The organism is Streptomyces sp. NPDC058620 (genome assembly GCF_042717135.1).
GTDB lineage: Bacteria > Actinomycetota > Actinomycetes > Streptomycetales > Streptomycetaceae > Streptomyces.
In genome coordinates this window covers 1-20,914 of record NZ_JBHXQO010000030.1, presented here as the reverse complement: position 1 = coordinate 20,914, position 20,914 = coordinate 1, and the positions used below count along the sequence as shown (strand labels likewise).

15 protein-coding genes and 1 pseudogene are annotated in these 20,914 nt (G+C 66.7%); 8 read left to right on the top strand and 8 right to left on the bottom strand.

The window, feature by feature from the left end; translation table 11 throughout:
• The first annotated feature begins 62 nt into the window (after positions 1-62).
• From ACFWSK_RS24355 to ACFWSK_RS24335, 5 genes are all read left to right on the top strand, one after another.
• Positions 63-449 (top strand): ATP-binding protein, encoded by a 387-nt coding sequence (locus tag ACFWSK_RS24355; protein ID WP_383789932.1) that lies wholly within the window; start codon positions 63-65, stop codon positions 447-449.
• Entirely contained in the window at positions 446-1,462 is a 1,017-nt protein-coding gene (locus ACFWSK_RS24350) for a SpoIIE family protein phosphatase (RefSeq protein ID WP_383789929.1), read from the top strand. Before ACFWSK_RS24355 ends, ACFWSK_RS24350 begins: the two co-directional genes overlap by 4 nt.
• A 20-nt stretch (positions 1,463-1,482) precedes the next feature.
• Positions 1,483-2,736, top strand: coding sequence for a PP2C family protein-serine/threonine phosphatase (locus ACFWSK_RS24345; protein ID WP_383789925.1), 1,254 nt, complete (start codon positions 1,483-1,485; stop codon positions 2,734-2,736).
• A 354-nt stretch (positions 2,737-3,090) separates the two neighbouring features.
• Positions 3,091-3,591 (top strand): MarR family winged helix-turn-helix transcriptional regulator, encoded by a 501-nt coding sequence (locus tag ACFWSK_RS24340; RefSeq protein ID WP_383789922.1) that lies wholly within the window; start codon positions 3,091-3,093, stop codon positions 3,589-3,591.
• 611 nt (positions 3,592-4,202) lie between these two features.
• On the top strand, positions 4,203-5,399 hold the full coding sequence (locus ACFWSK_RS24335) for a PP2C family protein-serine/threonine phosphatase (RefSeq protein ID WP_383789920.1): 1,197 nt from the start codon (positions 4,203-4,205) through the stop codon (positions 5,397-5,399).
• A gap of 33 nt (positions 5,400-5,432) precedes the next feature.
• Here ACFWSK_RS24335 and ACFWSK_RS24330 read toward each other — a convergent pair whose 3' ends face one another.
• The 3 genes from ACFWSK_RS24330 to ACFWSK_RS24320 form a co-directional block, all read right to left on the bottom strand.
• Positions 5,433-5,855, bottom strand: a complete 423-nt coding sequence (locus ACFWSK_RS24330) for a MarR family winged helix-turn-helix transcriptional regulator (protein ID WP_383789917.1) — start codon at positions 5,853-5,855, stop codon at positions 5,433-5,435.
• A 331-nt stretch (positions 5,856-6,186) separates the two neighbouring features.
• Positions 6,187-6,615 carry an ATP-binding protein gene (locus tag ACFWSK_RS24325; RefSeq protein ID WP_383789914.1) on the bottom strand — a complete coding sequence of 143 codons (429 nt, stop codon included), beginning with the start codon at positions 6,613-6,615 and terminating at the stop codon, positions 6,187-6,189.
• 591 nt (positions 6,616-7,206) lie between these two features.
• Positions 7,207-7,521, bottom strand: a complete 315-nt coding sequence (locus ACFWSK_RS24320) for a PRC-barrel domain containing protein (protein WP_383789911.1) — start codon at positions 7,519-7,521, stop codon at positions 7,207-7,209.
• Between the two features lie 417 nt (positions 7,522-7,938).
• On the opposite strand from ACFWSK_RS24320, the pseudogene ACFWSK_RS24315 reads away from it, so the two are divergent.
• Positions 7,939-9,908: pseudogene (locus ACFWSK_RS24315) on the top strand (amino acid transporter).
• Between the two features lie 77 nt (positions 9,909-9,985).
• On the opposite strand, the gene ACFWSK_RS24310 reads toward ACFWSK_RS24315, so the two are convergent.
• Positions 9,986-10,867 carry a SigB/SigF/SigG family RNA polymerase sigma factor gene (locus ACFWSK_RS24310; protein WP_383789908.1) on the bottom strand — a complete coding sequence of 294 codons (882 nt, stop codon included), beginning with the start codon at positions 10,865-10,867 and terminating at the stop codon, positions 9,986-9,988.
• A 654-nt stretch (positions 10,868-11,521) separates the two neighbouring features.
• On the opposite strand from ACFWSK_RS24310, the gene ACFWSK_RS24305 reads away from it, so the two are divergent.
• Both ACFWSK_RS24305 and ACFWSK_RS24300 read left to right on the top strand, forming a co-directional pair.
• A complete protein-coding gene (locus ACFWSK_RS24305; RefSeq protein ID WP_383790094.1) occupies positions 11,522-12,079 on the top strand; it encodes an RHS repeat domain-containing protein in 558 nt (185 codons plus the stop codon).
• Positions 11,970-12,332, top strand: a complete 363-nt coding sequence (locus ACFWSK_RS24300; RefSeq protein WP_383789905.1) for a hypothetical protein — start codon at positions 11,970-11,972, stop codon at positions 12,330-12,332. The genes ACFWSK_RS24305 and ACFWSK_RS24300 overlap by 110 nt, the downstream gene beginning before the upstream one ends.
• Before the next feature lie 465 nt (positions 12,333-12,797).
• Here ACFWSK_RS24300 and ACFWSK_RS24295 read toward each other — a convergent pair whose 3' ends face one another.
• The 4 genes from ACFWSK_RS24295 to ACFWSK_RS24280 form a co-directional block, all read right to left on the bottom strand.
• Positions 12,798-13,376, bottom strand: a complete 579-nt coding sequence (locus ACFWSK_RS24295) for a dihydrofolate reductase family protein (RefSeq protein ID WP_383789902.1) — start codon at positions 13,374-13,376, stop codon at positions 12,798-12,800.
• 669 nt (positions 13,377-14,045) lie between these two features.
• Positions 14,046-14,441: a DUF2267 domain-containing protein gene (locus ACFWSK_RS24290; RefSeq protein WP_383789899.1), complete on the bottom strand. Its 396-nt coding sequence runs from the start codon at positions 14,439-14,441 to the stop codon at positions 14,046-14,048.
• Between the two features lie 247 nt (positions 14,442-14,688).
• Complete coding sequence (locus ACFWSK_RS24285; RefSeq protein WP_383789896.1) at positions 14,689-17,226, bottom strand: SpoIIE family protein phosphatase; 2,538 nt, start codon at positions 17,224-17,226, stop codon at positions 14,689-14,691.
• A gap of 91 nt (positions 17,227-17,317) precedes the next feature.
• A partial coding sequence (locus ACFWSK_RS24280; protein ID WP_383789893.1) for a HAMP domain-containing protein occupies positions 17,318-20,914 on the bottom strand: 3,597 nt, incomplete at its 5' end.

The window sequence follows — 20,914 nt, the reverse complement described above, 5'->3', positions numbered from 1 at the left end:
CTCCTGCCCCTCTCGGGGGCTGCGCCACGCTCGGCGGCACCGTCACAGTACCCACTACTGAGGTGGCACTGACCACCGAGGAAGACCTGCTTGCGGTTCGCCATGCGGTACGGGCCGCCACCCTCGCTGCCGGCTTCGGCCTCGTCGACCAGACCCGGGTGGTGACGGCCGCCAGTGAGCTGGCACGCAACGCCTACATCCACGGCGGGGGTGGCACCCTGGTGATCGAGCACCCGCACCGTGATGGCATACAGGGTGTGCGGCTGACCATAAGCGATGAGGGGCCGGGCATCTCCGATCTCGAGTCGGCGCTGATCGACGGATTCACCACCGGGGCGGGACTCGGCCATGGCCTGGGCGGCGCGCGTCGCCTGATGGACGACTTCGAGGTCCACAGTCAGTTGGGCTCCGGGACGACAGTGATCGCTACGCGCTGGGCGCACAGGTGACGCGGACGGCCATCGGGCCGACCGCCTTCGTGCGTATCGATCACCACAGTGCTGTCCAGTTGGCCGCGGACGTGGCCCGTTCGTGCGCCGAGCAGTGCCGTCTGCCGGGAGCGATGCCCGATCAGGCCGCAGTCATCGCTTCCGAACTCGCCAGCAATCTCGCCAAGCACGCCAAGGACGGAGCCCTGTATGTACAGCCGTTCCGGCTGGGCGCCGGCCTGGAGATCCTTACGGCAGACCGTGGCCCGGGCATGTCCGAACTGCAACGCTGCCTCACCGACGGATACACCACTACCGGCACGCTGGGCGCAGGCCTGGGGGCGGTGAGCCGGATCGCGACCGATCTCATCATCCGCACCGAGGCCGGCGTCGGCACTCTGGTTTCCGCCCGCCTCGCCCTGCCCGGCCAGCCGTACCCGGGGCAGGACGTGGGGTTCCTGTGCCTGGCGGCCGAGGGTGAACAAGAGTGCGGTGACACCGGCGCGATCGTGGAGAACGACAGGATCCGCACCGCGATCGTCGTCGACGGGCTCGGGCTCGGACACGGGCCACAGGCTGCGGAAGTTGCGCAGATCGCGCTTCGGGCCTTCCACTCCGCGGCGGACCAACCGCTGCCCCAGCTCATGGCAGTGCTGCACCGAGCACTGCGCCACTCCAGGGGAGCAGCGGTCGGCATACTGCGCCTGTCCACCGACCAAGCCCAGTACTGCGGGATAGGCAACGTCCGCGCCCTGGCATTTTCCCCTCGCGGTGTGGGCCACCGTCTGACCGGCCAGCCAGGGATAGTCGGCTGGAAGATGCCCACCCCGCAGACCCACAGCATCCCGCTCACCCCCCACACGGCCGCCGTACTCCATAGTGACGGCATCAACGCCATATGGGCGCACTCTCCTTCACCCTCCATGCTGCGCCTGCCGCCACCTCTGCTGACCGTGGCTCTCGCTCACGGTCACCGTTCCGGCCGAGACGACGCCACCGTGCTGGCCGTCAGGGCACACCAGGAATCGCGATGACAGGCCACCCTTTTCATTCCATGCCGCCGCTGCTCCGTGCCGTGCGTCGCCTCGCGCGCGCATACCGGCTGCCGGCAGATGTGAGAGCCCGCCTTGTGTTGTCCGTCGCCGACCTGGTCGAAGGCCAACTACAGGCCGGCCGTACCGTCATCCTGGAGACCGGCCAAGAAGCGGGAGCGGACGCGGACTCCTATGTCCTTGCTGTCACCTTGCGGTGCCCGCAGGTACCTGGCCCCCTCACCGCGTCAGGTCTGCCGTTGCCCGCCACGAAACTGTCCCCCGGCTCTGTGACCTGGAGATTCACGATCCCGCTACCGCCAGGTCGGCTGTTGTCCAGCAGTCTTCCGGACGACGTCAGCAGCCGACGTGATCCGTGGCCGGACCGGACGCCATGGACGGAGACCGAGGCTGTCGAGGAAGAACTCCGCGCGGCCTTCGCCCGGACTGACGCGCTCGGCGTCGAACATCGTCGTCTTAAACACGAGCTTGCCGAGACCAACGCCGGCGTCCTCGCGCTTTACGTGCAACTGGAAGAACGCGATGAACAGCTGCGCCGGGCGCACAGCCTGATCTTTCAGGAACTTGAAGACACGCTGCGGCCACCGCCGCTTAGTGTTGATGGTCTCGAACTCGCGGTTCACTACGAACCAGCCGATGCTCACGCGCCCACCGGCGGCGACCTCTACGACTGGTTCACGCTGCCCGACGGCACTTTGCACATCACCGTCGTCGACGCACTCGGCCACGGACTGGGGAGCACCCGCAGCGCCCTGGACGTGACGCATACCGTGCGCACCCTGGCGCTTGAGGGCCATCCACTGCAGTCGATCCTGGCCCGCACGCACGAGATCCTCATGCCCCTGGCACCCGACCTCATGGCAACAGTGCTCCTGGCCAGGCTGGACCCCGCTTCCGGAAAGCTGCAGCTGGCCAGCGGCAGCCACCCTCCCGCGCTGCTGGTGCCCGCCGACGGGGAGGCCCTTTACCTTGAAGCGAAGGGCAGGGGCATCGGCTTCCCCTTGCCCGGCAGCGAGCAGGTCCTGCACGCCGACATCGGCCCAGGTGACCTCCTGATCCTTTATACCGACGGCCTCACCGAAAGCCGCAGAGACCCCATCGAAGGCGAAAAACGCCTTACCGCGGCGGCACGCCGACTCGCGGCCAGGCCGCTGCGTGAGATCCCCAGTTCCCTCGCGGCCGAAATGCGCTCCATCGTCCTACACCCCGACGACACCCTCGCCCTGGCCATCCGTATGACCAGAAGCGATCCGTAATGCAGTCCGGTTCAAGATCGGTCCCGCCGCCCCTCCTGGTGAACGAAAGGACAGACCCGGGCGCCTTCTCCACGCGTCCACAGGCATTACGTCATGGGAAGGGTTGGCCGGGCCCTTCGTATGGTTGGGCCGCCCAGGGGCGCCGGGTGTGGCTTCCAGTCGGCTGCCGCGTATGGCTGGACTGGCTTGGCCGCCGGCGTCCCCTGATGACCCGGCCCCAGACTGGGACGTGGGACGAAGATCGCTGCAGAAGGCCATGCCGGCGAGGTCGACTGCGGAATGACGTGCGCGCACGATCGACTGGTGAATTGGCGGGAGCTGACAAACCACTCTCCCGGGTGAGAGAGTGGTCCAATGGCCCGCACTCTGCACTCCGCTGACGATGGACAGGTGGCTCACTCCGCATGCGCGGTGTCGGAGCTCCTTCAGATGCTCTGGGGGCGTGGGCAGGAAGCCGCTCCTTCCGGTCCTGTTTCTCCTTCGCAGCTGCGCGCGCTCACGACACTTGAAGGGCAGGAGGGTGTCAACCTACGCGCGTTGGGCGAGGCACTCGGGACGCGGCCGTCATCCGTGAGCCGTCTGTGCGACCGCCTGGAAGCGGCCGGACTCGTCGAGCGATACCCGAGCACGACCAGCCGCAGAGAGATCAAGGTGCGCCTGAGTCGTCGGGGGCGTGCTGTCCTTGCCGAGTTCCGGGCGTTCCGGGCGCGTGAGGTCGAGACGGTGCTGCACGAAATGTCCCCGTCGAAATTGGCTGCGCTGGCCGAAGGCCTCGAAGCCTTCCAAGCCGCCGCCGCGCACCTCGGCCTTGCCGTCGAGGCACCTCAGCAAGAGCGCTCCGCGGACATCGCCTAGACCTGCCACATTCCTGTTGCTGGGGCTTCCCTGGCCGGTCCCAGATCACGCTCACGCCTGCCTGGTGCCGGAACAGCGATATCAAGCCCCTCAATCGTTGAGCGCGCGGAATATTGCCACAAGGTCATGGCCGGGTCCAGGTCGGAGTGCTTGTCCGAGGGGGTGGCCGGCCGCGCCTCCGCGGCCACCATCACCCGCGAGGCAAGGGGCAGTGGGGGTAAGTCGACGCCCGGGGCCGCATCCTCCAGAGATGACGATTGGTGCCGCCGTATCTGGTGAAGGCATGACGATCCTGCGGCCCCGTTCCGGGCTCAGCCCTTGTCTTGGTCAGAGGGCATTGGTACGTGACGGTGATCAAGTAGCACGCGCGTGTACGGTCCGCCTGCCCCGGGGCTCCGACGACCGGTATCGTTGCTGCCCGGCAACTGTTTCGTACCGCGTGGAATCGCCCGCCGTGCCTCCGGTCAGAGGCTGACGCTCCCCGCCCCGCTACTCATGGTGGCCATGCGGGTCCAGCAGAGACAGGATGGAGGGTGCGGTGAACGCGCTGTGGTGACCGACACCTTCGCCATCCGCTTGCAGTCTGATGCTGGACGATGAGAGAAGAGATCATGACTGATCGGTCCAGCGGTTGGCTCGGCGCTGCCGAAAGCGCCATGAGGACGGCGCCGCCCACCCGTCTGTTGTCCACGGCGCGCTCCCTGCTCGCCACCTACCTGGACGCCCGCTGGGTGAGCCTGCTGCTCGCCGACTACGGCCTGACCCTGCTCCAGCCGGTGACCCGCCTGCCGCAAACGGGAGAAGCGGTGCCCGTGCGCGGCGAGCACCCGGCCGGCCGCGCCTTCGCGACGCAGGCTGCGGTCGTCGAGGTCTCTGCAGAGCCCGGCATGGTCACAGTGCACCTTCCCATCACCGTGCGCGGAGACCGGCTGGGCGTGCTGTCCGTGCATCTACCGGAGCCGGCCTTCGGCGCTCCAGGGGTGCTGGAACTGGCGGCCTTCGCCACGGCAATCGGGCACGAATTGCTCGTCGCCGAGCGAGACACCGACCTGTACCTCCTGGGGCGCAGGCGCAGGCGCCTTACCCTGGCGGCGGAAATGCAGTGGCAGCTGCTGCCCGGCCGGGGTTTCACCCAGGACGAGTACACCCTCGGTGCCCACCTCGAGCCCGCCTATCATGCGATCGGCGGCGACAATTTTGACTGGACCAGCACCGACGACCACCTCACCATCACGGTGACCGACGGCGAAGGAACAGGAATCCAAGCAGCTCTCCTGACCAACCTCACTGTCAGCGCACTGCGCAACGCGCGCAGAGCCGGGATCTCTCTCGCCGACCAGGCATCCCTCGCTGACCAGGCCATCTATGGCGAGTACGCAGGAGCGCGCTACTCTGCGACCCTGCTGCTGCGCTTCGACCTGGCCACGGGCCACGTGCAGGTGGTGGACGCGGGCTCTCCACAGCTCTTCCGCCAGCGGCGGGAGGCGGTGGAGCGAATCGAACTGGAAACGCAGATGCCGCTGGGCATGTTCGAAGAATCGGAATACCACGAGCAGTCACTGACCGTGGAACCTGGAGACCGCCTGGTCATCGTCAGCAGCGGCGTGCACCAGGCACAGTCGCGGGACGGCAGGTTCTTCGGCGAAGATGCTCTGCGCGAGACCATTGCTGCCACAAGCAGCTCATCGACGCATGAAGCAGCCCGCGCCGTAGTCGACGGATTGGTGCAGTACCACGGTAGTCACGACCTCCCCCACGACGCCGCCGTCGTCTGCATGGACTGGCGTGGGAGGTCCGACCTTGCGTGACGGGCTCTCCGCTGCTCTGACGGACCAAGCGGGCTAATCCTGTGCCTGGTCGGGTTCGGCGAGCTGGGCGGCCTTCGAGAAGGCCAGCAATCCGGTCAGGAGGTCCGCACGTTCGGCCGACGGCATTCGGCTGAGCACCTCGCCGAACCGTGCGTATCTGCGGGCGAGTAGAGCATCGATCAGTTCGTGCCCCGCCGCAGTGAGGACCAGTCCGATCTCGCGCCGACTCGTGCGGCCGGGTTCGCGGCGCAACAGTCCGGCTGCTTCGAGGCGATCACAGAGCCTGCTGACAGCAGGGGGAGCGGCACCGACTTCATCGGCCAGCCGCGTGAGGTTGGTACCCGGCTTGCGCCGCGTGATCAGCAGGGCTTCCAACTGCAGCGCCGACAGCCGGGGCGTTGCGGCGTGAGATGCCTGTGCCCATGCGGCCACCACAGCTTCTGCGGCTTCAGCCACCTGGACCGCCTGGTCGTGCAGGGGGTCCTCCGGTGGTCCCGCGCGGTCCATATGGCCGTCACTTCCATGAACAGATGCACACCCCTGCACGAGGCAGACTCTCTCGCGGCACGCATTGGGCGAATCTAATACTCGTCGTCTGCCCGCTCTGCCGAAAGTATCCCTGCCCAAGCGTCATGCTTGCTGGAATGCCGCAACCCAGGCAAGACGATTGAGCTGACTGGCCCCCCTCGTCTGAGGTCGTACGTGCCACCTTGTGCCCCTGCGCCAGCGACGCACGCACCGCGTTGTCACGCCGGAATAGCGCCCGTTGCCGCTCTGCAGCACGTGCTTACCTCGTCGAGTTGCCATGAGTCCGGACTATCACGGCGTTGATCGTTTTACCGGAGCCAGGGCCAGCTGTGATGGTCACGCTGTCGGTCAGGCGGCGGACCATGTGCCAGCCGAAGCCTCCACTGCCGCCGTTGAGGTCGGGGCTGACCTCGCGCGGGAGAGTGTGACTGGGGTCGCTGACCGCGGCGCTCACCTCGTCGGGGCTGGCGGACAGCTCGAGGGTGTAGCGGCCGCCGCCGTGGCGCAGGGCATTGGTGACGAGTTCGGACACCACCAGGACGAGGGTGTCTGCCACGTCCGCGGGTGGCGCGGGGCTGAGGCTGTCGGTGAATGCGCGGGTGACGTCGCGGGCGCGATGGACGTCGGCCGTGCTGTCGCCCATCGTTCGATGCGAGGCAACCGTGTTGGTGATTTTCGTGTCGTTCATGCACGTACACCCCACCTAGATCGGTTATGCCGATTTGCAGAATGGGTAGCGTGCCCACTCAAGCAGCTTCCACACGGGGAACGCGGCATCCCGGCGTCTCCGGCGGGAGAAAAGCTGCCGAGGCAGTAGTAGATATTGCTGTTTGGCGGGGTAGTGTTTGGCTCGTAGTCAGAACAGCAAGTGAGGCGCGGCAGAGATGAACTGCCGCGCATGCAGGCTCGAGCGAGTTGTGGCACGGCAGTGGTGTAGCAGAGCCGGACGCATGTGAGCGATTCCCGGCATCCCAGCTGAACTGGTAGACCAGGTGGTCTGGTCATCCGCAGGCTGGACAGGCCCTCAGGGTGTGCAACGCCCGTACCCGTGCGGTCGAACCGGGCGGCATCGGCCAGCATGGTTTGGAGACCCTACGCGCCATGGCGCCGGCGAACAGGGGCGGAGGCCGCCTCCTGCTCACCGCCATCAGCCTCTGCGTCGGCGCGCGGTCCGTTGAGCGACGCTGAAGGATGCACGGCGGTGACGTGGCGGTTGTCGATGCGGGGCTGTGAAGACGACCCCGGCCGGTGCCGGTCAAGCCAGAGGGCGTCTGCCTGCTCAGGCGTGGGCGGCGGCGGGGGAGTAGTAGGCGTCGAGCGTGTCGAGGTAGCACGTACTGCTGGTGTCCTGGTCGTGCTCGAAGACCGGTGCCTGCTTGATGTCCTCTTTGGTGCGACCGACTCGGATGACATGGGCGGTTCTGTCGATGGAGATCACCAGGCCGGCAGGAATGACGACGCTCTTGCCGAACACCCAGACGCCGGTGTCGACGACCAAGTGGTCATAGCCGGTTACGTGTGACTGCCTGTCCACGCTGCCAACGCTGCCGTCCACGGCCTCCACGAGGTAGCCGGTCAGATTCTCGTCTGTCATTTGCTCGAGCCCCGGCATGTAATCCCAGATATCGGTCATTTCAGCCTCCCCGTCATTGCCAGCTCATTGGCTGCGTCATGTGTTCCGCGCACCTGCCCCGGTACCCGGGGCGTATGCCCGCGTCCCACACGCTCCCTCTGAGATGCGGGACCGCGTTGGTTGGGCAAATGGCTACCCGACCCTTCCGACGGTTCGGAACAACTGGCCTGTCAGACATACGCGACTTACGTCCGGAGCGTGCGAAACAGAGCACGGGGACAAGGCGGGGGCGCGTACAGCTCACGCTCACTGCGTGACGGCCTCAGAGGGGCTGGCACTGCCGTGTGGTTGCACGCCCGCTGGTTGGCGGAGTTGCTCTGAGCACGACTGGTGCGTTGAGCAGGCGGAAAGGCTGATGGGGGACATATGAAGGACTCGATGCAGTCGGCTGTGCCGGAAGAGGTGGACAGTCCTGCTCGCCGGGCCCAGCCAACTGGAAGCCTCGCGCGGTGGTTGTTGCGCCATCGGGTGCAGCCGGTGGGGCCGGCGGCAGGCGAGGGGCACACGGAGTCGCATCCCTGGTGGAAGGTGATGTGCCTGACGGGGGTGGACTATTTCTCCAGCCTGGCTTACGTGCCGGCGATCGCCGCGCTGGCGGCCGGCGCGGTTTCCCCGTTGGCGACGCTGCTAATCGTGGCGCTCACCCTCTTTGGCATGCTGCCGATGTATCGACGGGTGACCCGGGAGAGCCCGAACGGGGCTGGGTCGGTGGCCATGCTGGAAGACCTGATGCCGTTTTGGTGGGGCAAGCTGTTCGTGCTGGTCCTCCTCGGCTTCGTGGCCACGTCGTGGATCATCACCATCACCCTGTCCACCGCGGACGCTTCCGTGCACGTAGTGGAGAACCCCTTCTTCCCCGCAGCCCTGCACGGCCACGAGGTCGCCCTGACGGTCGCGTTGCTGCTGGTGCTCGGGGGGGGGTATTCCTCCTCGGGTTCAGCGAAGCGGTCAAGGTGGCCATCCCCCTGGTCGCAGTCTTCCTGGTCCTCAACGCGGTGATCATCGCTGTCGGTGAGACACATGTACTCACCACTCCGGGGGCATGGTCCGCGTGGACGGACGCGCTCGTCGAGAGCGGAGCCGGATTCGGGGATCTCATGGTGCCTGCCCTGCTGGCGTTCCCACTCCTGGTGCTCGGCCTGTCCGGATTCGAAACCGGCGTGAGCATGATGCCGCTCGTCGCCGCCGACGGGCAGACCCCCGAACAGCGGCTGCGCTCGCGTATCCGCAACACCCGTAGGCTGCTCACCACCGCCGCGCTCATCATGAGCGTCTACCTGCTGGCCGCCAGCTTCGTCACCACCGTCCTCATCCCTCACGAGGAGTTCGAGCCCGGCGGAGCGGCCAACGGGCGCGCGCTGGCCTGGCTGGCCCACGAACACGTTGGCGAAGCCTTCGGCACCGCCTACGACATCAGCACCATTCTGATCCTGTGGTTCGCGGGCGCATCCGCCATGGCAGGGCTGGTCAACATCGTGCCCCGCTACCTGCCCGACTACGGCATGGCCCCCGAGTGGGGTCGCGCGGTACGCCCCGTCGTGCTCGTCTACACGGCCCTGGGCATCGTCATCACCATCGCGTTCGACGCCGACGTCGATGCCCAGGCCGGTGCCTACGCCACCGGCATCCTGGCCATGATGGTCTCCGGCGCATTCGCCGTCACAGTCTCGGCCGTACGCCGCCGCCGCGCGACCGCCACAGGCTTCGCTCTGCTCACCGTGATCCTGCTCTACGCCTTGGTGTACAACATCGTCGACAAGCCCGACGGCATCACCATCTCCAGCATGTTCATCGCCGGCACCATCGCCGTGTCACTGATCTCCCGCGTTTCGCGCACCACCGAACTGCGCGCCGACCGCATCGTCTTCGACCCCGCCGCCCGCCGGTTCATCACCGACACCCTCACCCACGACAACGCCATCAACATCATCGCCAACCGCCGCCAGGCCGGCGACCTGGAGGAGTACACCGACAAGGAGCGCGAACAGCGCGGCACCAACCCGGTACCCGGCCCCGCCGACGTCCTGTTCCTGGAAATCGACGTCGTCGACCCCTCCGACTTCAGCGAAACGCTCACCGTCCGCGGTGTCGAAGTCGACGGCTATCGAATCCTGCGCGCCGAAGCCCCGGCCGCGCCGAACGCCATCGCGGCGATCCTGCTCGCCCTGCGGGACGCCACAAGTGTTCAGCCGCACTGCTACTTCGCCTGGGCCGAGGGCAGCCCCCTCACGCACATGTTCCGTTACTTTCTGCTCGGCCGCGGCGACACCGCTCCGGTTACCCGCGAGATCATCCGCAAGTATGAATCCGACCCCGAGCGACGCCCCGGCATCCACGTCGGAGGCTGACCGGTCCCGGGCGGGCCATCCCTTGTTCGTTCGTAGTTCAGCCGCCTGCGAAAGAACAAGGGATGGTCATGGCCGTCTCAGTGGTCGGTGATCATGCCAGCCCGGAGCTTGGCCAGGATGCGGCTGAGCAGCCGGGAGACTTGCATCTGGGAGATGCCGAGTGCGTTGCCGATCTGTGCCTGAGTCATCTCGCGGCCGTAGCGCATCTCGACAATCCTTCGCTCCCGGTCCTCAAGGCGGGCGAGCAGGGGAGCCAGGGCATGAAGGTCCTCCACGATTTCCATCGCGGCGTCGGGTTCACCCAGCGTGTCCGCCATGGTGCGGACCCCGTCGCCGAGGTCGTTGGGCATGTCGAGCGAGCCGGCGGTGTATCCGTTGGAGGCCACCATGCCCTCGATGACCTCTTCCTCGCTCAGCCCAAGCCGCTCAGCGAGCTCCTTGACGGTGGCGGCGTGGTCCAGGGCGGCAGCAAGGTCTTCCTTGGCCCTTGCGAGATCCACCCGCAGTTCCTGCAGTCGGCGCGGCACGTGAACGGACCAGCTGGTGTCTCGGAAGAACCGCTTGATCTCGCCGACGATGTAGGGGATGGCGAAGGTGGCGAACTCGACCTCTCGGGACAGGTCGAAGCGGTCGATGGCCTTGATCAGTCCGATCGTACCGACCTGGACGATGTCTTCGGTCTCGCCGCTGCCCCGAGTGCGGAACCGGCGTGCCGCGAACTTCACCAGTGTCAGGTTCATCTCGATGAGGGTGTTACGCGCGTACTGATACTCGCGCGTGCCCTCTTCGAGGACCTGCAGCCGATCGAAAAACAACTTCGACACAGCCCGTGCATCTTTCGGGGCAACGTTTCCCGCATCCTCGATCCAGGGAAGATCGCCCCTTCGGGCCGGGTCGCCGGCGGGTTCCGTGATGGCCCCCACCCTCGTCGCACCGTTTCTTGCAGAGATGGCCGTCATGTCTTTTCCTTCTCACCGTGCGCCACCTGGGATGGCGCGTGCGTCCTCCGGCTACCGGAGCACGGGCATGCCGAGGTCATGAAATGTGCATTTACTCCATATCTGCGCCATTACCTGTCGGGGATCCGCAGTGGCAGCGCCACGACCTTGCTGCCCCGCCAGGATGACGCTGTGGCACGTGAACTCGCACGAGCCGCACGCCCCGCCGAGCACCTCGTGGACTTCCCTGCGCCCTGGGGTGTGACTGGACCAGCCCGTTCCTCATGCCCAACAGGCACTGTCACTCCGTCAATACAGGAATGGCGACCGCCGGGAGGCCAGTACGAGCTGCTCACCGAACCTCTCGAAACTGCCCCAACGTGTGTAGGGTAGCAACTGTTGTTAGGCGGAAACATGGGACCCCGTTAAGTGGCCCGTTCAAGGACGACCGCAAACTCTCGGTGCCGCCAGTCAAGACCGGCGCTACGAAACCGCCGCCCAGCAAGAGCGAGGCCGCGCCGTCGAAGGCCCGACGAGACCGGCGAGCACAGGGGATTCAAGCTACCGAGACCCGCTCGGGCCGCTGGGTGGACCTGGTCAAGACGAACGCGTCGCCGTGGCAGGCGAAGGGCCACACCGGCCGCACCGCTGTCTTCGGCCTGAACGCGTCCGGGGATCTGGCCGGGACCACTGACACAGGGGACGCAGTTCGCTTACGACTCCTCAAGCACACTGACGAAGATCACCACCCCGGACAGGCGGGTCACGGTCTTCGCCTACGACGCTGAGAGCCGCGTCACTTCGATGCTGCGGTACTTCTTCAACGGCGCGGACACAGGTCTCACCTACACCTACACCTACACCTACACCTACTCCGACTCGGCCACCGCCTCCTCCGCAGTGGGAACGACGGCAGTGACCGACCCCGAGCAGCACGCGACAAAGTACGTGCACGACGACGGGCGCCTCGTACCCGGAGGGTTGGACCCGGCTGGTCGGGCAGATGCCCTCCGCCGGTGCACACCCTCAGAAGTTGCAGGTATACCGGGCTCTTCAGCTGTCCGGAATCGTGTGCTTCTTTCGAATGCGGGGGTAGAGGCTGTCCATGACTACGGCTCGCGGCTTGCCCGACTCCGCCACCGGGTGGTGGTTCTTCCTCGGTGTGACTGCCCTGTACTTGCTTTCCCGCTGGTTCCTGGCCTGGCGTCAGGCGCGCCGCGACGGAGTGAGTGATCCGGTGAGTGCCGCGTTCGCAGATGATGAGCCCGATGAGGCGAACGCGGCGTTGGCTACAGGTGGTTTCCGCTCCTATCGGCAGTTTTTCGGAGTGGTCGGCGCCGCCGTGGTGGTAATTGCCGTTGTCACCTTGGCGGAGGGCGGCCTTCGCCTGGTGCTGATGTGCACGATCGTCCCGGTTCTCGTCATGGCATTGGCGTACCTGGACTTCCGTCAGGCGCAGGCCGCACGTGCGACGACCCGCCCCTAGGTGTCTTGCCTCATGCCGTGATGATCCCGGTATCGGGCGAGGGAGTCTGCCCGCCGACTACGGGCCAGGGCAGACGCTCTGCGGGCTGTTCCGCCGCTGGCAGCGGGACAGATACGGGCCGCGAGTGCAGGTGACAGGGCGTATTCACCACGCGCGAACCGTGCGTACCTGCGTCGGCGCGGGATCCGCTGCACGATCCCGGAGCCGGTCGATCAGGCCAGCCACAGCGGACGTCGGGGAACGGCCGGCGGGCGGCCTCTGGCCTCCGACCGTGTGGACTACAAGGCCCGGCACGCAGTTGAGTCCGGCATCAGCCGGCTGAAGCGCAACCGCGCCGTGGTCACCCCGGTTCGACAGACTGGCAGTCCGCGCCGAGACCAGCATCGGGCGGATTGCCCGCCACCTCACGATCGGGATGGCCGCCGGGGACACTTCTGGACGGCCCACCCTGCACATCAGCATCTTCTAAAGCAAGGCAGCCTGGCGCGCCACGCGGTAGCGGAGGTAGACGACTTTTGAGCTGAAGGTGCGGGTTTCGACGAGTTCGAGATCTACCCGGCGCTCGCGTTGGGGATAGAACGGAATGCCACCGCCAACCAGCACCGGGTAGACCATGGCCCGGTACTCGTCGATCAGACCCAACGCGGCCGCCTCGGCGGCGAGAGTCGCGCCACCGATCGCGATGTCGCCCTTCCCCGGCTCGGCTCGCAACCGCTCGATCTCCTCCGCCAGGCCGCCGGAAGCCAGGCGGGCATTGCCCTGCACCGCCGACAGCGTGGTGGAGAACACCACCTTTGGGAGCGGTTTCCAGAGCGCGGTCCACTCGCGCATTGAGTCGTCGAGCGTTGGATCCTGGTCGGCGGTCTCCCAGTACAGCATCGTCTCGTACAGCCTTCGTCCCAACAGATGGACGCCGACCTGTCGAATCTCGTCGATCCAGAAGCGAAAGACCTCCTCGTCGGGGACCGTCCAGTCGAAGCCGCCGTCCGGCCCGACGATGTAGCTGTCGAGTGAGGCGCTCATCGAATAGGTCACGCTGCGCATCAGGAGTCCTCCTCGGGAGCGGGTTCGACAGTATGACCGCCGGACGCCGCAGGACTCATCACGGCTCGCCGGATCCCATCAGGTCTCCCCGACCGCGCGAGAATCATCACGAAGGACGGCGATCTTGCAAAACGCGGCCCAGGTGGAGCCCCATCCCGGCCTTCGTGATGGCGGGAAGGGAGGCTGGGCGGGGTGCGGACCGTGGAGGCGGGCCCGCATTCCAGCGTCGGGGGGAGGCTGCTGGGGTGCTGTCCCCTCTGCCACCGTTCCGTACGGAAGGAATTCTTTCGCGCGCCGCATGGCAGGGAGCCATGACGCTGACAGGTACCTGGAGCCGGCCGCCCTGCCAGCGTGTGGCCAGGCTTCACTCCGCCGGGCTGGTGCCCTGGCCCGAAGGTTCACCGGCCACCGTTGAGTTGGGGGAACGTGCAAACCCACGGGTTGGGGATTGCGCGCTCCGGGGCCCCGAACACCGCGCTGTGGGCTTGGGGCCCCATCTATGGCCGGCACAGTGGGCCCGCGGCATGAACGACCGACAGATCTCCGATGTGCAGGGTGTCAAGGCGGTTCCCTTCAGTCGGGAAAGGGAACCGCCTTGACACCGTTGCGGACCGAACAGCCCGGCCAGAGCGTGAGGTCAAGCGCCGGGCATGTGCACTGAGCCCGCCGTCAGACGAGTTCGGTGCGGCCGAACAGTGGCGCGTAGCCGGGTGGGAGCTGGATGAGGATGCGGCGCAGCAGGTCCTGGTCGATGAGGTCGGCCAGGGTGCTGAGGACCGCGCCGGTGTCCCAGAGGGCGGTCTGGGATGTGGCGCCCTCGATGAGCAGGGCGACAGCCTCCACGAAGTCCGGAGGGCTGAGCGGTGTGGTGGCCGGCAGTGGATCAAGGAGCAGCGGCTGGCACGGGGCGGGGAGCTGGTCGGCCAGTTCCGTGCGTTCGGCGCCCACCAGGTGGGCGCCCAGCGCGGTCATGACCGCGCGGGTGGCCCGTTCTGCTTCCCGTGCGGTGGTGTACTGGCCGCGGTCCCGGACCTGAGCCAGGTAGTCGTCCCATGCGCTTCCCATGGTGGGCCTCCTTCATCGACGTGCGGCGTGCTTGTCTTCTGGGAATCGCCTGCCCGCGATCGGTCGCCTCAGCCCCGAGACGTGTACATCGCCGGGGCCGGGGCGGGGAAATCACCCGCTTGCCAGGAGGTCTTCGCGGTCAGCGCCGACGTGACTGCCACCGACGGCGAGCGGCATTGGTGCGCGTCCGCAGGCGGGAAGCAACCCTGTTCCGGCCAGTCAGCTCCACCTACAGCTGCGGCAATCGTCACGTCACCTGAATACCGATGAGACAGGTGTCATCATCGGTGTCCGAACGGGTGTGGGTCAGCAGGCTGTCGAGTCGGCGTTCGAGTGTGGGGGCCGGTGCCTTGGCCACGGTGAGCAGCTGCGTGAGGGACTCCTGGACAGCTGTGTCTCTGCGTTCGATGAGGCCGTCGGTGTACATCAGCAGCGTGTCGTGCGGCTCTAGTTGGATTTCGGCCTCCTGGTACTCCGCCTCCGCCAGGACGCCCAGGAGAAGCCCGCCGAGCAGTGGCAGGCTGGTGGCTTCCTGTCCTCGTACCAGTACGGGCGGCAGGTGGCCTGCCCGGGCCCAGCGCAGGACTCGGGTCTCCGGATCGAAGATGCCGCAGACAGCTGTCGCGGTGACGTGTTCGGTCAAGTGGTGCGCCACCATGTTCAGCCACGACAGCAGCTGGCCTGGTCCTGCGCCGGTCACGGCGAGACCTCGCATGGCGTTGCGCAGAACTACCATGCCGGTTGCGGCGTCGATTCCGTGACCGGCGATATCACCGACGCACAGCAGTATCTGCTTTGACGGAAGGGCGACAGCGTCGTACCAGTCACCGCCCACCAGTGACTCGGTTTCCGCCGGCCGGTAGCGTACGGCGATCTGCAGGCCGGGGGCGTCGAGCGGGCCTCGGGCGGGCGGCATGATGGCGTGCTGCAGTTGTAGAGCCAACCGGCTGCGCTCGGCCGATTCTTGTTCGGTGTGCGCGAGTTGGTCGCGGGTGGCGGCGAGCGCCACCTCGGTCCAGTGCTGGGAGGAGATGTCCTGGTAGGCGCCGCGTACCGCGAGGAGCCCGTCGTTGGCGTCCAGGACGGGTTCGGCAATGACCCGGATGTGCCGGGTGACGCCGTCGGGACGCAACAGACGAAAGGCCGTCGATGTCGGCCGACGGTAGTGAAGGACTGCCTGCAGGAATCGGCCGATGGCGACAGCATCGTCCGGGTGCGCATAGTCGGTGAGTTCCTGCAGGGACACCGGATGTTCAGCGGCCGACCTCCCGTACAGGGCGAAGAGCTGCCCGTTCCAGGTGATCTCGCCCGTCATGAAGTTTTCCTCGAAACCGCCGATACGGCCGAGGCGCTGCGCGTGCTGCAGCAGGCTGGCCAGCCGGGCGGTTTCGTCCTCTATGCGCCAGATCAGCAGTACGCCGCCGCCGTGCCGACTGATGCTCAGGTCGGCGACGGAGGTGAGTGGAACCTGGTCCACGAGTGCGGTCAGCGTCATCCGGCGCGCACGGAAGGGCTCTCCGGTGGCGTAGACACGCTCAACCTTCTCGAAGAGTTCGCTGGTACCGGCGGCCATGGGATAGGCCTCCAGGAGCAGCGTGCCGTTGACGGCGCTGCGGGGGCGCCCGGCCGGATCCACGAAGTCGCTGTTCACGTGACGAATGAGGAAGTCGCTGAGGTGACCTTCCGCATCGAGGTGGGGGGTGAGGACCAGCGCCGGGTCGTAAAGCCCGTCGGACAGATTGATCAGTTCGGAGACATCGGCCAGTTCCTGCACTGCCGAAACACGGACACCCGAAGCGGGGAGGCTCTCGAGGGTGTGGGCGCACAGTTCTGCCAGGGCTTCGATCTGGCGCACCACTGCCGGCGGCTGGGGGCTGAGCGGCTGAGGCCAGCAGATTTCCAGTACCCCGTGGATACGGCCGCCGGTTCCTGCGGGAAGAGCGACGCGGCCGCCGTCGGGGGTCTGCGTGTGCCCGATGGAGGGAACACTGGCTTCGGCGAGCGAGGAGACCTGAATGGTGCGGCGCTCGCTGAGTGCTCGGCGGGCGAGGGTCGCTACTCCCGGCGGTACGTATCGCCAGCGTGCCGGCTCGTCGGAGCCGAAGCCGGCGTGGCCGCAGAGTGTGAGTGAGGAGTCCGTACCGGCGGCCCAGACGGCGACGGCTGTGGCCCCCAGCGGGGCGAGGGCGTGATCGAGCAGGGACTCGGCGACCACCTGAGTGTCCCCGGCAGCCAGTACGGCGCTTTCAGCGGTGCGCAGCCGCACCGCGTCGGAGTAGCCGTTCCCTGCTGGGGCTGTGTCATCGGCGCTCGTCCGTCGGACGAAGTCGCCTGCGATGTGCGCGACACGGTCACGGGCGGCTTCGTTGATGACGTCCGCGGCCAGTTCCAGCTGTGACACGCCGGCCTGGTCGGCGAGCTCGGCGAGCTGGCGCATCGCCTGCGCCGGACCGCATTGCAGCCGCTCGACCAAGATGCCCTTGGCGAGTTCGATCAGGGCGCGGCCGTCGGCTGCTGCGTGCGCCGCCCGCACCTCCCCCCGAAGTCGCTCGACCGCGGCTGCCAGGCGGCCGACGGGGGAGTCCTTCCCGGGCACGGACGCTGCAGCCGGCCCGCTCGCGGAAACGGTCTCCGGGCTGCCCCCCGTGAGTCGGGGTAGCAGCAGCGCAGCTGCGTCGGCCGTGTGGATCACCGAGGCTACGGAGAAGCCCTCGCCCGTGTCGCGGCCGGACGTGGGCAGCGCGTCGTGCGCGGCGCGATCTCCGTCATGTTCAGGAGTGCTCATGGCGCTGCTGACTCCTCAGTGGGTGGGCGGTGGGATGCCGTCGAAAAGGGCACGGAAATGCCTGTGGCAGAGTGCAGGCCGACTTGGTCTATCAATCGTTCAGCCATCGGCGGACACAGGCGATGAGGTCGTTGGCGTCCACCGGCTTGGTGACGTAGTCGCTCGCTCCGGAGGCAAGGCTTTTCTCCCGGTCGCCCCGCATCGCCTTCGCCGTGACCGCGATGATGGGCATCCCTGCGTGCTCAGGCATCTGCCGGATCTGGGCGGTCGCTTCGTAACCGTCCATTTCGGGCATCATCACGTCCATCAGGATCAAGTCGATACCGGGGTGCTCGCTGAGCGCCTCGATACCCTTGCGACCGTTCTCGGCATGCAGGACCTGGATGCCGTGCAGTTCCAGAATGCCACTGAGTGCGTAGAGGTTGCGGGCGTCGTCGTCGACGACGAGCACGATGCGGCCATGCAAGCCGGCGTCGATGAGTGGAGACATCTGCTGACGGGTCTCCTCGGACCGCATCAGTGGCACCACGGCGCCGGGCTGCTCGGCCGACAGGTGCAGGGCGATGCGTTCACGCAGCTCGTCCAGACTCGAAAGCAGCTCCAGCGGCCGGTCCTGCGCCCGAGAATGAAGCGCCTGTTCGTCTGCCGCGTCGAGGCGGCGGTTGTTGTGCGCGAGAACAGGAACGTTCTTGAGTGCCGGGTCGCCGTCCACAGCATCCAGGAACTGCAAGGCTTCGGCCTTGGCCATGTCAAGCTCCAGGACCACGCAGTGGAACGGCTCGGTGGCGAGAGCACCAGCGGCTTCCTGCGGACCCACTGCCGTGATGACTTCGATGTCCCCTTGGACGCTGAGGTCGTGACCACCCGCCAGTTCGGCCACCGCGCTCTCGGCAACGAGGGAGAGCAACCCGCGCGGGCGTTCCTCGATCACGAGCAGGCGGCGTGGCTGCCGCGAATGCTCGGCCTTCGTAGCCATCGGGCGCCGCAGTGCCTCGGACTCCTCGGTAGCCTCATCGGTGTCGGCCGCGGCGTCGGTCGGGTGCTCCTGGAAGTCAGCACGGGCGACGGGCAGATAAAGAGTGAAGGAACTTCCCTGGCCGTGCGTGCTCTCGGCGGTGAGCGCTCCGCCGAGCAGATGCGCGATCTCACGGCTGATGGACAGCCCCAGCCCCGTGCCCCCGTACTTTCGACTGGTCGTGCCGTCAGCCTGCTGGAAGGCACCGAAGATGGTTTCGAGCTGCTGCTCGGCGATGCCGATGCCTGTGTCCTTGACGCGGAACGCTACGACAGCGCCCCCGCGGTGGACGGGGTCAGGAAGCTCACCAGCGGCTGCCGGTTCGATGCGCAGCTCCACGCTTCCGTGTTCGGTGAACTTCACCGCGTTGGAGAGCAGATTGCGCAGGATCTGCCGGAGCCGGGAATCATCGGTGAGCAGTTCGACCGGCACACCGGGTGCGGTGGTAATCGTGAAACCGAGGCTCTTCTGCGTGGTCATCGGCCGGAACGTGGCCTCGACGTAGTCGAGAAGCTGCCGCAGTGCGACGCGCTCCGGATGGATGTCCATCTTGCCCGCCTCGACCTTCGACAGATCGAGAATGTCGTTGATCAGCTGGAGCAGGTCCGATCCCGCTGAGTGGATGATGCCTGCGTACTCGACCTGCTTGGCGGTGAGGTTGCGGCTCGGGTTCTGCGCGAGCAGCTGGGCCAGAATCAGCAGACTGTTGAGCGGAGTCCGCAGTTCGTGGCTCATGTTGGCCAGAAACTCCGACTTGTACTTGGACGCGAGGGAGAGTTGCTGGGCACGTTCCTCGAGCTCCTGCCGGGCCTGCTCGATCTCCAGGTTCTTGCCCTCGATGTCGCTGTTCTGGGCCGCAAGAAGGGCGGCCTTCTCCTCCAGCTGCGCGTTGGAGCGCTGGAGCTCCTCCTGCTGGACCTGCAGCTCCTCGGACCGCGACTGCAATTCACCGGCGAGCCGCTGCGATTCGCCGAGGAGCTCGTCGGTACGGGCGTTGGCAACGATGGTGTTGACGTTGACACCCACCATTTCCATCAGCTGCTCGAGGAAGTCACGGTGGACCGGGGTGAAGGCGGTGAACGAGGCGAGCTCGATGACGCCGAGGACCTGATCGTCGACGACGATCGGCAGGACGATCAAGCTGCCGGGTGTTGTCCGGCCGAGCCCGGAGGAAATGCTGACGTAGTCGCCCGGTACTCCCTCGGCGGCTATGGTGCGGCGGCTGCGGGCGGCTTGGCCGACGAGGGATTCACCAAGCTTGAAGCGGAGGTGGCCGACGCTGCCTTGCGGGCGCCCGTACGACCCGACGAGTCTCAGTTCCGTACCCTCCGCGGCCTCCTCTGCGAGGTAGAAGCCGCCGTACTGGGCGCACACCAGCGGGGTGAGTTCGTCCATGACCAGCTCACCGACGACATCCAGGTCCCGGTGCCCCTGCATCAGGCCGGAGATGCGGGCGAGATTGGACTTCAGCCAGTCCTGCTCCTGGTTGGCGCGCGTTGTCTCACGCAGGGAGCCGACCATGGAGTTGATGTTGTCCTTGAGCTCCGCGACTTCGCCCGAGGCATCGACGGTGATCGACCGCGTCAGGTCTCCCTCCGCGACGGCACTGGCGACTTCCGCGATGGCACGCACCTGGCGGGTCAGGTTTCCGGCCAGCTCGTTCACGTTCTCGGTAAGACGCTTCCAGGTACCGGAAACGCCCTCGACCTCCGCCTGACCGCCCAGGCGGCCGTCACTGCCAACCTCACGGGCGACCCGGGTGACCTCAGCGGCGAAGGACGACAACTGGCCGACCATCGTGTTGATGGTGGTCTTCAGTTCCAGGATCTCGCCCTGCGCGTCAACGTCGATCTTCTTCGACAGATCACCGTTGGCTACAGCAGTGGTGACCAGGGCGATGTTGCGTACCTGCCCGGTCAGGTTGTTCGCCATGGAATTGACGTTGTCGGTGAGGTCCTTCCATGTGCCGGCGACGTTCGGCACGCGGGCCTGACCGCCAAGCCGTCCCTCTGTGCCGACCTCCCGTGCGACACGGGTCACCTCGTCGGCGAACGCGGACAAGGTGTCCACCATCGTGTTGATGACCTCGGCCAGAGCGGCGACCTCGCCCTTGGCCTCTACCGTGATCTTCCGTGACAGGTCACCGCGCGCCACGGCATTGGCCACGTCGGCGATCGAGCGGACCTGGCCCGTGAGATTGGAGGCCATCACGTTGACGTTGTCGGTGAGGTCCTTCCAGGTACCCGAGGCCCCCCGGACGGTGGCCTGCCCTCCCAGGTTGCCTTCGGTGCCGACCTCGCGCGCGACGCGGGTGACCTCGTCGGCGAAGGCGGAGAGCTGGTCGACCATCGTGTTGATGGTCTCCTTCAGTTCCAGGATCTCGCCCCGCGCGTCGACGCGGATCTTCTGTGTGAGGTCGCCTTGGGCGACGGCCGTCGTGACCTCGGCGATGGAGCGCACCTGCGCGGTCAGGTTGTCGCCCATGACGTTGACCGACTCGGTGAGGTCCTTCCAGGTACCGGAGACCCCCTTGACGTCGGCCTGCCCTCCGAGGCGCCCTTCGGTGCCGACCTCGCGTGCGACGCGGGTGACCTCGTCGGCGAAGGCGGAGAGCTGGTCGACCATCGTGTTGATGGTGTTCTTCAGTTCCAGGATCTCACCGCGCGCGTCGAC

What these genes read in the sequence shown, in the direction of transcription:
- ACFWSK_RS24345 (WP_383789925.1), top strand. Translation starts at nt 1,483, where the DNA reads ATGCCGCCGCTGCTCCGTGCCGTGCGTCGCCTCGCGCGCGCATACCGG.
- ACFWSK_RS24340 (WP_383789922.1), top strand. Translation starts at nt 3,091, where the DNA reads ATGGCCCGCACTCTGCACTCCGCTGACGATGGACAGGTGGCTCACTCC.
- ACFWSK_RS24335 (WP_383789920.1), top strand. Translation starts at nt 4,203, where the DNA reads ATGACTGATCGGTCCAGCGGTTGGCTCGGCGCTGCCGAAAGCGCCATG.
- ACFWSK_RS24325 (WP_383789914.1), bottom strand. Translation starts at nt 6,615, where the DNA reads ATGAACGACACGAAAATCACCAACACGGTTGCCTCGCATCGAACGATG.
- ACFWSK_RS24320 (WP_383789911.1), bottom strand. Translation starts at nt 7,521, where the DNA reads ATGACAGACGAGAATCTGACCGGCTACCTCGTGGAGGCCGTGGACGGC.
- ACFWSK_RS24310 (WP_383789908.1), bottom strand. Translation starts at nt 10,867, where the DNA reads ATGACGGCCATCTCTGCAAGAAACGGTGCGACGAGGGTGGGGGCCATC.
- ACFWSK_RS24295 (WP_383789902.1), bottom strand. Translation starts at nt 13,376, where the DNA reads ATGCGCAGCGTGACCTATTCGATGAGCGCCTCACTCGACAGCTACATC.
- ACFWSK_RS24290 (WP_383789899.1), bottom strand. Translation starts at nt 14,441, where the DNA reads ATGGGAAGCGCATGGGACGACTACCTGGCTCAGGTCCGGGACCGCGGC.
- ACFWSK_RS24285 (WP_383789896.1), bottom strand. Translation starts at nt 17,226, where the DNA reads ATGAGCACTCCTGAACATGACGGAGATCGCGCCGCGCACGACGCGCTG.